Below are 15,374 nucleotides of genomic sequence, written 5' to 3' on the forward strand. Positions count from 1 at the left end.
GCTGTCAAGACAGGATTAGTTGTCGGTGTGGGTCAGCCCTGGTTCGCTGCCCGGTACGCCGGAGAAGTGGGGAATCCGCTGGTGGGGAGGATTCACCCGGACAGGCACGAACCGCCGGGACGCCGCCGCGCCGCGTGGGACACCTCCGCCCGGTCGCCATCGAACCCCGTCGCACTCTAGATGCTCTATGCTTTCCGGCTGGATCAGCAGACAGGGACTGTGCTCGACCGCCGGGTCCACCGGATGGCCAGCCGGTCAGACTGGAGCGACATGGGCTGCCCACACGCCGAACGATGCCCTCTGTTCCCGCTACTGCGAGCCTCTCTGCGCAGTTGGCGGGAGTACTACTGCGACACCGGGGACGGCTGGCGGGACTGTGCCCGGTACACGTTGTCGCTCACCGGCGCCGTCGTGCCGATCACGCTGCTGCCCAACGGCGCCAACGCGCAGCACCTGAAGGGTGCGACAGCCGGGGTCGGTCCGGTCGGACCGGACCCGTCGACGCCGCCACGGTGGCCGGGGCCGGATCCCCGCCGGGTGGCACCCGCGCCGTCGGCCTACTTCGAGCAGGCCGCGCCGCCGGCCGGACTGCCGAAACATCCACTGTTTCCGCAGGTCGCGCAACCCCCAGGGAGCACTCCGTCGACGCCGCAACCGCGACGCCGCTGGTGGACCCGCCTCACCGATTGGATCTCAGGCCCCGCATGAGCAACTACTGGCCATGGTGGGCAGGCGCACTCGGCCTGGCCGCCGTCACCATCAACTACACCGTCAGCACCGACCGGTCCTTCGGCGTCTCCTCCGCGTGGGAACGGGTGCTGCACTGGCGGGACGAGCGCCGCGCCGAACGGCTGGAGGCACAGTTCACCGACGAGCGCGCCCTCACCGAGGCGCTCGCGGTGGCCACCGCCGAACACTTCGGACCCCGGCCCGGCGCACCGGCCCGGCCACCCGTGGCAGATTCCGGTCCGCCCTCCGTCGGCCCACCCGCCGGGCCGACGGCCGTCGTCCCGGCCGTCGAGCCGGATCCGGGTACCCGGCCCGCGTCCACCGCCCCGCGTCCGGCGCCGCTGGTCACCCAGGCCGCCCTGCTGCTCTCGATCTTCCTGGGCGGGCTGCTGGCAGCGGTCACGGCCGGCCGGTTCGACCTCCGGCTGGACATGGGGGACGGCTTCCGCGAGATCGTCACCGACAGTCCACCCCAGATGGTCGGCACGCTCTTCGTCGGTGGCATCCTGGTCGGCTTCGGTACCCGTCTGGCCGGCGGATGTTCCTCCGGTCACGGGCTCAACGGCTGTGGCCGGCTCCATCCGGACAGCCTCGTCGCGACGGCCGTATTCTTCGGCGCCGCCGTCGCCGTGTCGTTCCTGCTCTGGAAGGTCGTGTGATGCGTACCCGGGGTGGCCTCCTGCTCGCCAACATCATCGCCGGGCTCGCCCTCGGCTTCACCGTCACCAACATCGGGTTCGGCGACTACGCCGAACTGAACCGCATGTTCACCTTCCAGGACCTGCGGATGTTCTTCGCCTTCGCCGGCGGTGTCGGGCTGATCGTCGTGGTCTTCGCCCTGTTCCGGATCCGCCGTACGCCGGGCCGCATCCATCCGGGCGTGATACCCGGCGCGGTACTGTTCGGCGGCGGCTGGGCGCTCTCCGGCGGCTGCCCGGCGATCCCGATCATCCAGGTGGCCAGCGGCTACCTTCCGGCGCTGGTCACGATCGTGGGCATCGTGGTCGGCACCCGGCTCTGCCGCTGGGTGAACGCCAGGTACCTCCACCTCGACGTCGGGTCCTGCGGCCGGTGAGAACGTCGGGTCCTGCGGCCGGTGAGACCAGCCCGTCACCCGGCCGATCCACCCTCGCGCGGCCCGGCCCGAACCCACCCGTGGCCCGGCCCGGCCGACGGTTGGTGGGGTTGCGGCGCATCAGCCAGTCGATCAGGCGCGTCGACCAACCGGACATTCGCCACCGGGCGAGGACGCGGCCAGGGCCGGCACCGCGTCGGCATGGATGCCTGTCCAGCTCAGGCACCCGGTCCCGGCCAGCACGAAGATCGCCGGGAAGCTCTCGATCCCGAACGCGTGCCGCAGCGCACTGTCCCCGTCGACCACGATCCGGGCCACCGGGTCGAGCCGGCGGAGAAACCGGGCCGACGCGGCCGGCCCCGTCACCACGGCGAGTACCCGCTCGGAACCGCCCGGCCAGCGCGCCGCCACCGTCCGGAAGCGGGCCCGCTCACGACGGCAGGATGCGCAGGTCGGGCTGAAGAAGCCGACAAGCGTGGCCGCCGGTACGACATGCGTGACCGGCCGGCCGCGCGTGTCGTGGACGAGAAAGTCCCGCACGGTGTCGCCGCGCGGAAGGGCACGCGCGGGGACTCCCCGGCGCTCCACCTCCGAGAGCAGTTCGGACTGGTATCGCAGCCGCCGCACGACCGCGACCAGCAGGGCCGTGTTGAACGCGCACCAGACGCTGCTGAGCACGACGACGGCGACGAGCACGGACATCCGCAACCTCACAGGCGAGCGGTGAACAGGGAGGTGATCTCGTCCAGCCGGCTGATCGCCACGGCCAGCGCGACGGCGCCGACGACACACACACCGGTGGCGTCCCAGCCCATCGGTGCGGCCCCGGTCCGGAGCCGGGTGCTCGCGATGCCGCCGGCCAGCACGGCCAGCAGCAGGACGTTGCGGGCGATCGCCGTACGCCGGGTGGTGGAGACCGCCGAACCGAAGCATCCGCACTCCAGTGCCCGCCCGGACTCCGGTGACCGCACCAGCGCCCAGGTGAAGCCGACCAGCAGCACACCGGCCAGGCCCAGCCCGACAGTGGAGAACGGGCCGACGGACGCGGTCGCCGCCACGGTGACCTCACAGGCGACGACGAGCCGGGCCAGCATCCCGGCCCTTCCCGCCGACAGTCCCGTCAACCGCCCGGTGGCGTCCCGGAACCCGGCGTAGGCCGCCCGGCTGCGCAACTTGCCGACCACGGAGAGCCCGAACACCACGACGAGGGTGCCGCGGCAGAGCAGGGAGACGTACCCGAGGACGGTGCTCATCCGGGTTCCGGTCGGTCGTCGACGGCGACGGTCAGCAGCGGGATGTGGAAGTCGTCCGGATACGGCTCGTCCACCGGGATACCGTCAACCGACACCCAGGCATGCGCTCCGAAGGGCGGATACCGGCGTACCCCGGCGTGCCACACCGGCCAAGTGCCCGCCAGCCGGCACAGCAGCACCGTGGCGATCGACCGTGGCAGGCAACCCACCGGACCGCTGCAGAAGGCGCTCGTCGTGACGGTGTCCCGGCGTGCGGCGGCCGCTTCCGCACGACTCGCTGGCCGCGCGCCACGGCTCAGCCGACGCAGCACCAGACGGATGCGGTCGGGCTTCTGCCCGGCCAGCAGCCGGGCCACGACGACTGCCGCCCGCACGGTCAGCCGCCGCCGCAGGCCGAGGTGCCGGGGATCGTGTCTGAGCACCTGTTCCGAGGTCACCCCGCGACCACCAGTCCGGCCGCCGTCAACTCGGCGATCAGCTCCGGTGCCTCGGCGGCCATCACCGCCGGGTCGCCGTCGAACTCCGCCGCGAGCCGGGCCGCCGCCTGCTCGGGGCCACCGCCGGCAAGCAGCGCGCCGAGCACCACCGCCCCGCTCGGATTGAGCGTCCAGTACTCGCCGGAGGCGGCGTCCAGCAGCACGCCGCCGTACTCCGTCGGTGTCCAGGACACCCGGTCGGGCAACTTCCAGGTCATCGTCGTTCCCTCAGCATCGGATGGCGGGGGCGGGTTCCACGGTCCGCAACCAGGTCTCGCAGGCCAGCGTCTGGTCGAGGTCGTACCAGGTGCGGTCGTCCGGGGCGCGGACGGCCGCGCGCAGTGCCGCGACGTCCACCAGGCCGTACCCGGCGAGCCGTGAGTCGTCGGCGAGGGCGAGCAGGTCGTCGCGGTACCGCTGGGCGCCGCGGGCGGCGGCGATCGAGGTGTCGGCCTTGGTGTCCCGGGCCAGCAGAGCCGGCGGCAGCACCGGCGCCATGGCGGCCCGGATCAGCGGCTTGTAGTGCCGGGGTGAGGTGACGTGGGCGGGGTGTGCCGCCAGGCATGCCTCGACGACCTGGTCGTCGAGGTACGGCAGGGCTGCGGTCACCCCGACCCGGCGCGTCGACTGGGCGAGGTGCCGGGCGTTCGCCGCACCCGCGTACACCCCGGCGAGCCGGCCGTGCAGGCCACGGTCCTCGGCGAGCGGCACCGCCGCACTCCCCCGCTCGCGCAGGGCCTCGGCCAGCCGTACCCGGGCATCGGTGGTCAGCCACGGTGCCGTCGCGACAGGTACTCCCCAGCCGAGCAGCGGACGTGCCCGCGCGGTTCCGGCGCCGTCGAGGTCACCGCCGAGCGAGGCCATCCAGCGGCCGTACGAGCGCCGGTCCACGATCGCCCGCAGCGTGTCCCTACGTCCCCACCGGTAGGCCGAGCGGAGCAGCCGCAGTTGCCGGACGGCCTGCCGGGGATGCGTCCGCAGCAGGGTCAGCTGCATCGCGGGGTCGGCGCTGAGCAGCTCGTCCCCACCGAACCCGGTGAGCCGGACACCGGCACCGTGCTCGGCGGCCCGGCGGGACACCGCCAGGAAGCTCGCCCGGTACAGCACCGCGGCGGTCGGTTCGTCGAACCGGTCCTCCGGCCGGAGGATGCCCTCGTACGGCAGCGGGTTCGCCTCGCCGTCCACCACCTCGTGCCGCACGGAGCCGAGTTCGGCGGCGGCCCGGCGGGCCCACGGCAGGTCGTCGTCGAGCGGGTCCGGGCTCACACAGGTCAGTCCCACCACCCGGCTGCCGCCCCGGGCGGCCAGCGCGCACAGCGATGTCGAGTCCAGTCCGCTCAGGTCGCTCGCGACCACCTCGTCGGCTCCCGCCCGGACGGCCACGGCGTCGGAGAGCGCCCGGCGCAGCCGGTCGGCGGCGGTGGCCAGGTCGAGTTCGGGTTCCGGGGCGCGCCACCGGGTCACGGTGCGCGGTGCGGCGGCCCGGTCCAACAGGAGGCGCCGGTCCGGCGGTACGGCGTGCACGCCCTGCCAGACCGGCTGCCAGAAGATCGGCCAGGGGGCGTACGGGGCGAGCATCCGCAGGGCGAGGGCCTCGTCGTCGACCCGCCCGCCGGTGAACCCGGCCAGTACGTCGGCCCGGTCGGCGGCGAGGGTCTGCTCCCGCACCGAGGCGAAGAAGACCCGGCGGTAGCCGGAGAGGCTGCCGTGCACCGCCGTACCCGCCGAGGTCGAGGCGAGCGCGTGGAAGCTGCCCGGCCGGCCGTGCAGGGCGGCACAGAGTTGTCCGGCGTCGCGGGCGCCGGTACCGAGTCGCTCGAGGTCGCCCGCCCCGAGCCGGTGCTCGCCCAGCGCGACGAGGCGGCGGTCGCCGAACTCGGCCACCGCCACCTCGTCGTCCGTCCACCGACCGAGCAGCCACGGCCGTCCGGAGGCGTGGGTGAGCGTCCGCAGTCCGGTTCCCGGCCGCCGGAGCGGTTCGGCGAGTGCGCGACCGCCGTCGGTGTCGGGGACGACCACGAACCACGAGAGCCCGGATGCCACGCCTGGTACGGCCACCATCGGAACTACCCCTCTGTCTCGGTGCGGTGGGCGCGCGCCGTCAGCTGCAGATGGAGCGCGGCTTCTGGGTGACGAACGACTCCCGGCAGCTGGTGAACAGGCTGCCGGCCGTCCTGCGGGCGAACGTGCCCTGCTTCGACAGGGTCGGGCGCTGGTACGCCGTCTTCTGCACCATCTCGATGTCCTCCTTGGTTGGGTCGCGGGCTCCGACGTCCTGAGCCCGCCGTGCGAGCACTATCCGAGATCGATCTATATTGCTGCGATATCGGAGCTTTGCTGCGAGCGTCGGGGGCCGGTCCCGGCGAGCATCTGGGTCGCGGCCAGCCCGCGGTAGAGGTCACAGCCGTCCACCAGGTCGGCGTGCGTGCCGACGGCGCGGATCCGGCCCGACTCCAGCACGACGATGCGGTCCGCCCCGGTCACGGTGGAGAGCCGGTGCGCCACCATCACCACCGTGGTGGTCCGCGCGACGTCGGCGACGATCTGGCCGAGCGCGCGTTCGTTCATGGCGTCGAGCTGCGAGGTCGGCTCGTCGAGCAGCAGCAGGCCCGGCCGGCGCAGCAGGGCACGGGCGATCGCGATGCGCTGCCGCTCCCCGCCGGAGAGCGACGCGCCGCGATGCCCGACCGCGGTGTGCAGCCCGTCCGGCAGCCGGCGCAGCAGCGGGACGAGGCGGGTCCGTTCGAGGACCTCCGCCAGCCAGGACTCCGACAACTGCGCCGAGCCCATCGTCAGGTTGTCCAGCAGCGTTCCGGACAGCACCGGAGCGTCCTGCTCGACGTAGCCGATCCGGGCGCGCAGCTCGGCCAGGGGCCAGTCCCGTACGTCGCGGCCGTCGATCTCGACCTGACCGGTGGTCGGATCGTGGAAGCGCTCGACCAGTGCCAGCAGGGTCGTCTTCCCGGCGCCGGAGGGCCCCACGACGGCGGTGAGTCCGGTCGGGGGCAGCCGCAGGTCGACCCGGTCCAGGATCGCCGGGCCGTCGGGCCGGTGTCGCAGCGAGACGTCCCGGAACCGCACCGTCACGGGCGCCCCGACGCGGTCCGGGTCCGCCGGCCGGCTCAGGTCCTCGGCGGCGAGGTCGGCGATCCCGTCGATCCGGCGGACCGCGGCCAGCCCGGCCTGTAGCCCGGTGAAGCCGCCCACCAGCTGGGTCACCGGGCCGCCGAGATAGAAGAGGTACAGCAGGAAGGCGACGAGTGCGGACACGGCCAGCTCGTCGGCGGCGACCCGGGCTCCGCCCACCCCGAGTACCACGAGAAAGGCGACCTGGACCGCGAGGCCGGTGGCGACGCCGGCCAGCGAGACCCACCGCGCCGCCTGCCGCCCCCGTCGCCACGCCCGCCCGGCCGCGGCGTGCACCGCGCGGGCCTGCTGCTCCTCCGCGCCGTTGGCCTTGACCGTCCGGAAGGCTCCCAGTGTACGTTCGAGGACCGCTCCCATCCCGCCGACCGCTTCCTGCGCCTGTTCCCCGGCGCGGCGGATCCGGGGCACCAGGGCCAGCGTCACGGCGGCGAGCAGCAGCAGCACGACAAGTACCACCGCGAGCAGGACCGGATCGAGCCGCGCCATCAGGACCACCGCACCGGCGATCTGGAAGACCCCGGCTACCAGGTCGACGACGTTGCTGGTGGCCGCCGCGCGCAGTTGCGTGGTGTCGCCCGTCACCCGTGACATCAGGTCGCCGGGCTCGGCGCCGTCGACGACCGCGACCCGCAGGCGCAGCAGCCGGGTGACGAGCCGTCGGCGCGCGGTCAGCACGACGCTCTCGGCGGTCAGCTCCACCAGGTACATGCCCCAGACCCCGACGACCACGCTGAACAGCAGCAGCGAGACCAGTGCCAGCATCGGCCCGCGGTACGGGGTGCCGCCGGTCAGCGCGTCGATCAGGCTCTTCACCACCATCGGCTGGGCGAGGTTGGCGAGTCCACCGAGGAACATCAGCGCCGCTCCGCCGAGCAGGCCGGAGGCGTGCGGGCGGACGTAGCTGAGCAGGGACGCCAGCGGCGTCCGGCCGGCGGCACAGGTGCTGGGCGGCATGCCGTCGTCCTCACCGGGATGTCGGAGTTGCGGGATGCGGGGAGTTGCGGGATGCGGGGAGGTGCGGGCTGTCGGAGTCGCCGGCCGGCTTCGGCTCCGGCCCACCGACACTTTCCGGCGCGGTCCGATACTCCGGCTATATCCGAACGTGATCACGAGGGTTGCGAGCGCGGAGGATCGGGGCTAGATTTGAGATCCGCATAGATAGATCTCTATGCAACTCGGTCGCGGGACTTCCGCTCCGTTGGATGCGGCACCCACCTTCCCAGCACCGGGCCGTCGTGGCGAGCTCACGCCCACCGCCCCGGAGGCCGTTGCCGCCCTAGCCAGTGGAGTAGAAACGTGAAGAGGTCCCGAATCCTGGTGGTGGCCGCGGCCACCGCGTTGACCACCGTGGCGGGAGTCCTGACCGCCCCGCCCCTGTCGGCCGCGACGCCCGACCTCACCGTCAACACCGCCTCGACCTACCAGACGATCGACGGCTTCGGGGCCGCAACCCCGATCTTCGGTGGCTCCGGTGACCCGTGGACGGACAGCGAAACCCAGACACTCGTCGGTACCGGCCCGGGTCAGCTCGGGCTGTCGATCATCCGGACCGTGGTGTCGCCGGTGTCGAGCGAGTGGAACCTGTACGCGAACAGCCTGCGAACGGCGAAGTCCTACGGCTCCGACGTCAAGATCCTGGCCTCGCCCTGGACGGCCCCGGCGAACTTCAAGACGAACAACAGCAGGATCAACGGCGGAAAGCTCAGGACCGACTACTACGACGACTATGCCGAGCACCTGAACGGCTACGTGCAGTACATGAAGAGCCAGGGCGTCGCCATCGACGTGACCTCGGTGCAGAACGAACCGGACTGGCACCCCGACTACGACTCGATGGACTGGACCGGCGCCGAGATGCGGAACTGGGTCCGTGACCAGGGCGCGAAGGTCAGGGACACCAGGCTCATGGTCGGCGAGTCCCTGCGGTTCAACCGCGCGTACTCCGACCCGACGCTCCAGGACGCCACGGCTCGCAACAACATCGGCTACGTCGGCGGACACCTCTACGACGCCGAGAACAGCGGGAACCTCTCCCCGTACCCGCTGGCGAACCAGTACGGCAAGAACCAGTGGATGACCGAGTGGAACCTGCACGCGGCCGACGGGAACGGCTCGAACATCTGGGGGAACCCCGGCAACGCGACCGTCTGGAACGAGAGCCTGGACGACATCATGCGGACCGTGCACAGGTCGATGGAGTCCGGCTGGAGCGCGTACATCTGGTGGTACGGCCGCCGCTTCTACTCCTTCATCGGCGACGGCGACGCGCAGTACGGCACCACGAAGGGTCAGGTCCTCCGGCGCGGCCAGGCGTTCTCGCAGTACTCCAGGTACGTCCGCCCGGGCGACCGGCGGGTCGCCGTGACGAAGAGTTCGAGAACCTCCGGCCTGGAGGTCACGGCCTACCAGGGCAGGGGCAAGGTCACGCTGGTGATCCTCAACCGCTCGAACAGCGCGGTCAACAACGCCGTGGTCCAGACGCCGCAGAGCATCGGGAACGCCGAGTACACGGTCACCTCGCAGAGCCTGGGTGCCGCGGCCCAGCCGGTGAGCCTGGGCGACGGGCAGGCGACCGTCAACATCCCGGCACGGAGCATCTCCACCATCACCGTCAGCGAGGGTTCCGCCCCGACCACCCCACCGACCGGCCAGCCGTCGAGCACGCCCCCGCCCAGCACCCCGCCGGCCGGCGGCAGCTGCACCGCGTCGACGGCGGCCGGCACGGTCTGGGGCGACCGCTACAACACCGCCGTCACGGTCAGCGGCGCCGCCAGCTGGACCGTCGTCGTCGCCGTCAACTCGCCACAGTCGATCAGCACCACCTGGAGCGGCACCGCCAGCCTGAGCAACAACAACACCGTACTGACGATGCGCTCCAACGGCAGCGGCAACACGTTCGGCTTCACCACGATGATGAACGGCAACTCCGGCGGCCGACCACAGATCAGATCCTGCACCGCCGGCTGACCGCGAGAGCAGGCGATCGCGCAGACGACCGACGTGGCGGGCTCCCGCGGGCCGGGCCGGGCCGGGCCTGCGCCGAGTGATCGAGGAACGGCGTTCGGGAGCCGACGCCGCCGCGATGGCGGAAAAGGAAGATCATCGAAACCCGCCACGTGACTTTGGTCATCGGCCACTGTGGTCTTTTCGGCACCTGGCGCCGACGAAACATCATATGATCGGCGAAGGTCGATCAGTGACTACACGGGGGATCTGATGGAGTCAACTCTGCCTGTCTAACCACCTGGCGTAGTCCCATGATCAATGGATGTCGTCCGGCATCCAGGAAGGAGCCAGGTGGCTACCGGTATCAACCCATGGAAGCGCAGGCTGGCGGCACCTGTCGTCGCCCTCCTGCTGGCGTCCGGCGTCGGCCTCATGGGCTCGACTCCCGCGCTCGCGAACAACAACCCCGCGCCGGCCGCGTTCACCGGCGGCACGGAACGCCGAACCAGCACGCCCGCCGAGAGTGGCAGGTCGGACCGATACCTGGTCCGGCTCGCCGAACCGCCGGTGGCAGCGTATTCCGGCGGTGTGGACGCGCTGCCCGCCACCCGCCCGAAGGCCGGCGAGAGGCTCGCCGCGCGATCGGATGCGGCACGCAGGTACCGTGACCACCTCGCCGCCACCCGCTCGGCCGTGCTGTCCAGGGTGGACGCCCGCGCCGACCAGACGTACACCACCGCGTTCAACGGCTTCTCGGCGTCGCTGTCGCCGGCACAGGTCGCCGCGCTGCGCGCGGACCAACGGGTCGCGGCGGTCACCGAGCAACGCACGGTCGAGGCGCACTCCACGACCCCGACCGGCACCTGGCGACAGCCGTCGACGAGCACCTGGCGACAGCCGTCGGCCGGCCGGGCCGGCTCCGCCGTGCTCCGCAACACCGTCGGCCTGACCACCGGCGGAAGGCCGGGACACGCCCCGGTCGCACTCGCCGCCCCCGGCACCGGCGCCGGTGTCGTGATCGGCGTCATCGACTCCGGCATCTGGCCGGAGAGCGCGTCGTTCGCCAGGACGATGTCGGCACCACCAGGGTGGCAGGGCACCTGCCAGACCGGCGCCCAGTTCCCCGCCTCCGCCTGCAACGGCAAGATTCTCGGCGCCCGGCACTTCGCCACCGACTATCTCGCCCAGTACGGAACGCTGCCGGCCAACGAGGTGCTCTCGGCCCGGGACATGCTCGGGCACGGCTCGCACACCGCCTCGACCGCGGCCGGCGTACCCGTATCGAACACCGTGGTCGACGGCCGCGACCTCGGCCCCATCGCGGGGGTGGCGCCGGACGCGCACATCGCGGTGTACAAGGCCCTGTGGGACGGCACCGGCACGGACGCCGACATCATCGCGGCGATCGACGCCGCGGTCGTCGACGGCGTGCAGGTGATCAACTACTCCGTCGGTTACACCGGCGGCGACTTCGTGCCCAACGACGCCATCGGCAACGCGTTCCTCAACGCCTACCTGGGTGGGGTGTTCGTGGCCGCCTCCGCCGGCAACGACGGCAAGTCCGGCACCATCAGCAACACCTACCCGTGGGTCACCACCGTCGGTGCGGCGGTCAGCAACGCCAACGAGGCCACCATCGCGCTCGGCGGCGGGGCGAGCATCGTCGGCACGTCGGTGGACTCGCTGCCGAGCGGATCCAGGTCGTTGGTCTACGCCGGCCAGGCGTCGACCGACGGCACCACCACCTGCCAGCCGGGCTCACTCGACGCCACCAAGGTGCAGGGCAGGGTCGTCGCCTGCAACTACAGCGACAAGTTCGCCGCCGTCGACGAGGTACGGGCCAAGGGCGGCGCAGCGGTGATCCTCTTCGGCGACGTCGAGGTCAAGCGGATCAACAACCTGTACGGCTTCCCGACCGTGACGCTCTGGACCCGCCAGCAGGCCGGTCCGCTCCTCACCTATCTCCAGCGCCGGCCCACCACCGGCACCGTCACGCTCTCCACCGGCGGCAACGGCTCCAGCCTGCCCGGCGTGCCGTCCGTGGTCAACTTCTCCTCCTGGGGGCCCGACCAGGTCCACACGGGACTCCAGAAGCCCGACCTGGCGGCCCGGGGCACCGACGTGGTCGCCGCCGTGGCGCCACCCGGCAACAACAACCGCAACTTCGACGTGTACTCGGGCACCTCGATGGCCGCGCCGCACGTCGCCGGGATGGCCGCCATCCTGAAGGGCCTGCACGCCAACTGGTCGCCCGGCACCATCGCGTCGGCACTGCGCACCACCGCGACCGACACGGTCGGCACCAGCAGCCCCCTCAAGCAGGGCAGCGGGATGCCGGACCCGACCCGCGCCAACGACCCCGGGCTGGCCGTGGTGCCGTCGGCCGCCGAGCTGACCGCGTTCCGGGACGCCGCGACGCCCGACGGCAAGGAACTCAACCTGCCGTCGATCGCACTCCGGGAGTACGACGGGACGAACACGGTCACGGTGAACCGCAGGTTCACGAACGTCGGCAGCACACCGGAGACCTACCAGGCCAGCGTCTCCGGCCTGACGGGGATGTCGGTCACCATGAACCCGTCGAGCTTCACCGTGAGCCCGGGCAACACGGTCACCGTCGCGATCACCGTCAACCGGGGCTCGGCGCCCTTCGACCGGTACGCCGCGGGCGCCATCACCTGGGCCAGCCCGGCGCACTCGGTACGGATGACCGTGTCGACCAGGCCGTGGGGCTTCAACCCGAGGACGGACGACGACAGCGACTCGCTCGCGCAGTTCGGCTGGCACGGCTCGTTCGGCGAGAAACTGTTCCAGCCGGGGTTCACCGGGCCGGTGACCACCCGCACCACCGGCTACCGGGCGGTCTCGTGGAGCAGCGCCAGCCTGTCCACGACGTACCCGTCGACCTTCTTCGACTCGCAGGGGGACAACATCCGGTCGCACAGCATCACCGTGCCGACCGGGTCGGCGGGCCTGATCGTCCAGACGACGAGCACCGGCGCCGCCAACCTCGATCTGTACGTGTACCGCAACGGCAAGCTCGTCAGCCACAGCCTCGACTACTGGAGCAGCAACGAACGGAGCGTGCTGTATCTGCCGGAGGCCGGCACCTACACGGCGTACGTGCACGCACAGCGTGGCGCGACGGCGGGTGGGACGGCCAACTACCAGTTCGCCGCCACGGTCCTGGCCCGCAACGGCAGCTACACCGGTACGACGGTGCAGCTCACCGACGCGGGGGGCACCCCGACCACGAGCCTCACCCGGGGGAACTACTACACCGTCCGGCTGACGCCGACAGGCACCCTGCCGAACGTCGAGCACTGGGCGTACACGGAGTTCACCACCGGTGGGAAGGTCGTCTCCGGGCCGCTGATCAGCTCGCGATGACCAACACCTGACGGGCGACCGGCGGGATGCGGGGCTGGACGGCTCTGGCCCCCGCCGGTCGCCTCCGTCACTCACCTGCGGATGCCGGACGACCGGGACACGCCGTGCCCTGGCCGCCGGGCGCCCGTCGCCGCCCACACCGGGCTCCGTCCGCACCCGACAGGCGACGAGCCGCGTGACGCCGCGCACCCGGAGTGCCGCGTACAGCTCGGGTGGCACGTTGACGACGCGGAGCCGGGATCCGGTGTGCCCGGACGCCCGGTAGAGATCGATGAGTACCGGCGCGACAACGGCCGGCCCCTGCCGCATCCGGCGCAGGTCCACCACGAAGGTGCGGGGGCGCCGGTGTACGACAAGCTGGACCAGCGCGTCGCGCCAGGAAGTGGCCGCCGCACCGCCCGTCGAGGGCTCCCTGACGGCCGCCACAAGGCAACCTGGTTCGGACTCGTACGTGCGTACCGGACTATTCCCGGCGCCGGTCGTGGCGCCGGCCTCCGGGTCCGCCGTCAGGCGGGCGCGCAGCTGCGCCAGCGCCCGGGCGAGGAGCCGGGAGACCGTCATCTGCGACGTGCCGAGTTCGGTGGCGATCTGGTCCTGGCTGCGGTTGTCGAAGAAGTAGCGTCGCACGACGTGACGTCCGCGGGCAGGCAACAGCCGCAGCATCGCCTCCAGCGTCACCCGATCACCGACCGCGTCGAGGGCCGCGTCCCGTTCACCGAGCAGGTCCTGCCGCTCCCCCGCGTCGTCGTCCAACCCGACCCGACGATTCAGCGACTCACAGCGGTAGGCGGACGTGCTCGCCTCGGTGTCGCGTACGTCGTCCTCGGTCAGACCGAGCGCCGCGGCGATGTCCGACACGGACGGCGTGCGCTGCAAGCGCTGCGTCAGGTCGGCACGGGCACGCGTCACCTCCAGGCAGCGTTCCTGGAGCTGTCGGGACACGTGGACGCCCCAGACCCGGTCCCGGAAGTGTCGCTTGAGCTCGCCGAGAATCGTCGGGCGGGCATACGCCGTGAAGCTGGCACCCCGGTCCGGGTCGTACCCGTCGACCGCCTTGATCAGGGCCAGCGCGGCGACCTGGAACAGGTCGTCGAGGTTCTCGCCGCGGTCGGCGTACCCCCGGGCCAGGCGGTGCGCGAACGGCAGGTGCCGCCGCAGGATGTCGTCGCGCAACCGGTCACGTTCGGCCGGCGGGCAGCCGGGCCGACGCATCCGCCGAGCCGCCTCCACCGTGGCCGCCTCCCGATCGTCGGCGACCCGAGCAGGCCCCGCGTCGCGACCGGCGGCGACCGGGGCAGGCCCGGACGGGCGGTGCTCGGTAACGACAGACATGGGACCTCCTGAAGGGTCAGGATCGACGTGCAGCACGGTCTCCGGCCGACCCGGATACCCCGGTCTCCGGCCGACCCACCAGACGCGGAAGACCCGGGGCGGGTCCGGCAGCTGCGGCCACGCCGCGCGGCAGGGCCGCGACGATCGGCTCCCCACCATGGCGGCGGGCTGGTATCCGGCCCCGGTGCCGCGCCCTGAGACCCGGGACGAAAGCTACGAACTCCGAGGTAACCCAGCCGAGTGCGGGGAAACCCGACTTCGCCATTCGTCACGAACCTGTCATGGACCCGTGTCCACGCCGTCACACCTGGCCGACGTACGCCGGCAGTCGCCATAAAAGGGCGTGGAGGTGTTTGAGCCCGTGCGCCGGGCGGTAGCCCTGAAGGACCGAGACGAGGGCCGACCGCCTCAACGGCGCCCTCCGACACGAGAAGCACGAGAAGGGAGAACCGCTATGGCAGCCCAGAGCACCTCGTCGCTGATCAAGCTCGGCGACAGTGATCAGATCCTCGCCGACCCCGGGGACGACATCCGCGGTCGCAACGTGCGCGACCAAAACGGCGAGGACCTCGGCAAGGTCGACGACCTGCTGGTCGACACCGACGAACACAAGATCCGCTTTCTGCGGGTCGAGCATGGCGGGATCCTCGGCATCGGTGCCACCGCCGTCTTCATCCCGATCGACGCCATCGTCGAGATCACCGACGACACGGTGCACGTCGGGGAGCCGCGCGAGCGGGTTGCGGCCGCCCCCGAGTACGACCCCGAGGTCATCGACGAGCCGGACTACTACCGGTCCCTGTACGGCTACTACGGATACCCGCCGTACTGGGGTGCGGGGTACACCTACCCCCGCTTCCCCTGGTACCGGATGTGAGGCGCACCGGCCATGACAGGCGAGGACCGAGGAGGTAGACATGCCGAACGTTCAGCAGCCGGAGATGCGCCGCAGTGGCGAAACCCGGCTCGTGCAGGACAGTGACGGTCCTCCACCGGCCGGCACGGCGGGTAGCGGTGGCCGCCGGG

The 15,374-nt window shown here is 71.8% G+C and carries 13 protein-coding genes and 1 pseudogene; 6 read left to right on the forward strand and 8 right to left on the reverse strand.

All coding sequences use genetic code 11. From position 1 onward, the window contains the following. The first annotated feature begins 243 nt into the window (after positions 1-243). Genes ACN28A_RS36095 through ACN28A_RS36105 form a run of 3 tightly spaced genes read left to right on the forward strand, consistent with a single transcriptional unit; the run spans position 244 to position 1,804 of the window. On the forward strand, positions 244-708 hold the full coding sequence (locus ACN28A_RS36095) for a hypothetical protein (RefSeq protein ID WP_421403232.1): 465 nt from the start codon (positions 244-246) through the stop codon (positions 706-708). Further along, entirely contained in the window at positions 705-1,388 is a 684-nt protein-coding gene (locus ACN28A_RS36100) for a YeeE/YedE family protein (protein WP_421403234.1), read from the forward strand. The genes ACN28A_RS36095 and ACN28A_RS36100 overlap by 4 nt, the downstream gene beginning before the upstream one ends. Then, complete coding sequence (locus tag ACN28A_RS36105) at positions 1,388-1,804, forward strand: YeeE/YedE thiosulfate transporter family protein (RefSeq protein ID WP_421403236.1); 417 nt, start codon at positions 1,388-1,390, stop codon at positions 1,802-1,804. Before ACN28A_RS36100 ends, ACN28A_RS36105 begins: the two co-directional genes overlap by 1 nt. A gap of 132 nt (positions 1,805-1,936) precedes the next feature. On the opposite strand, the gene ACN28A_RS36110 is transcribed toward ACN28A_RS36105, so the two are convergent. The 7 genes from ACN28A_RS36110 to ACN28A_RS36140 all read right to left on the reverse strand — a co-directional run bounded on the left by ACN28A_RS36110 (position 1,937) and on the right by ACN28A_RS36140 (position 7,634). Continuing rightward, complete coding sequence (locus ACN28A_RS36110) at positions 1,937-2,506, reverse strand: hypothetical protein (RefSeq protein ID WP_421403238.1); 570 nt, start codon at positions 2,504-2,506, stop codon at positions 1,937-1,939. Between the two features lie 8 nt (positions 2,507-2,514). Then, positions 2,515-3,057 (reverse strand): MauE/DoxX family redox-associated membrane protein, encoded by a 543-nt coding sequence (locus tag ACN28A_RS36115; RefSeq protein WP_421403240.1) that lies wholly within the window; start codon positions 3,055-3,057, stop codon positions 2,515-2,517. Next, entirely contained in the window at positions 3,054-3,494 is a 441-nt protein-coding gene (locus ACN28A_RS36120; protein ID WP_421403242.1) for a lasso peptide biosynthesis B2 protein, read from the reverse strand. Before ACN28A_RS36120 ends, ACN28A_RS36115 begins: the two co-directional genes overlap by 4 nt. Then, positions 3,491-3,751, reverse strand: a complete 261-nt coding sequence (locus ACN28A_RS36125) for a lasso peptide biosynthesis PqqD family chaperone (protein ID WP_421403244.1) — start codon at positions 3,749-3,751, stop codon at positions 3,491-3,493. The genes ACN28A_RS36120 and ACN28A_RS36125 overlap by 4 nt, the downstream gene beginning before the upstream one ends. 10 nt (positions 3,752-3,761) lie before the next feature. Further along, positions 3,762-5,594, reverse strand: a complete 1,833-nt coding sequence (locus tag ACN28A_RS36130) for an asparagine synthase-related protein (RefSeq protein WP_421403246.1) — start codon at positions 5,592-5,594, stop codon at positions 3,762-3,764. Positions 5,595-5,634: 40 nt separating this feature from the next. Next, positions 5,635-5,769 carry a keywimysin-related RiPP gene (locus tag ACN28A_RS36135; protein ID WP_421403248.1) on the reverse strand — a complete coding sequence of 45 codons (135 nt, stop codon included), beginning with the start codon at positions 5,767-5,769 and terminating at the stop codon, positions 5,635-5,637. Between the two features lie 74 nt (positions 5,770-5,843). Further along, a complete protein-coding gene (locus ACN28A_RS36140; RefSeq protein WP_421403250.1) occupies positions 5,844-7,634 on the reverse strand; it encodes an ABC transporter ATP-binding protein in 1,791 nt (596 codons plus the stop codon). A gap of 342 nt (positions 7,635-7,976) precedes the next feature. Here ACN28A_RS36140 and ACN28A_RS36145 point away from each other — a divergent pair, with 342 nt between their 5' ends. Further along, positions 7,977-9,647 carry a glycoside hydrolase family 30 beta sandwich domain-containing protein gene (locus tag ACN28A_RS36145; RefSeq protein WP_421403252.1) on the forward strand — a complete coding sequence of 557 codons (1,671 nt, stop codon included), beginning with the start codon at positions 7,977-7,979 and terminating at the stop codon, positions 9,645-9,647. A gap of 330 nt (positions 9,648-9,977) precedes the next feature. Next, entirely contained in the window at positions 9,978-13,016 is a 3,039-nt protein-coding gene (locus tag ACN28A_RS36150) for a S8 family serine peptidase (protein ID WP_421403254.1), read from the forward strand. Between the two features lie 567 nt (positions 13,017-13,583). On the opposite strand, the pseudogene ACN28A_RS36155 reads toward ACN28A_RS36150, so the two are convergent. After that, a pseudogene (locus ACN28A_RS36155) lies at positions 13,584-14,507 on the reverse strand (sigma-70 family RNA polymerase sigma factor); the annotation flags it as partial. Positions 14,508-14,802: 295 nt separating this feature from the next. Here ACN28A_RS36155 and ACN28A_RS36160 point away from each other — a divergent pair. After that, complete coding sequence (locus ACN28A_RS36160; RefSeq protein WP_421403256.1) at positions 14,803-15,225, forward strand: PRC-barrel domain-containing protein; 423 nt, start codon at positions 14,803-14,805, stop codon at positions 15,223-15,225. Positions 15,226-15,374: the final 149 nt, after the last annotated feature.

This window comes from Plantactinospora sp. WMMB782, from assembly GCF_049179135.1.
Classification (GTDB): Bacteria; Actinomycetota; Actinomycetes; order Mycobacteriales; family Micromonosporaceae; genus Plantactinospora.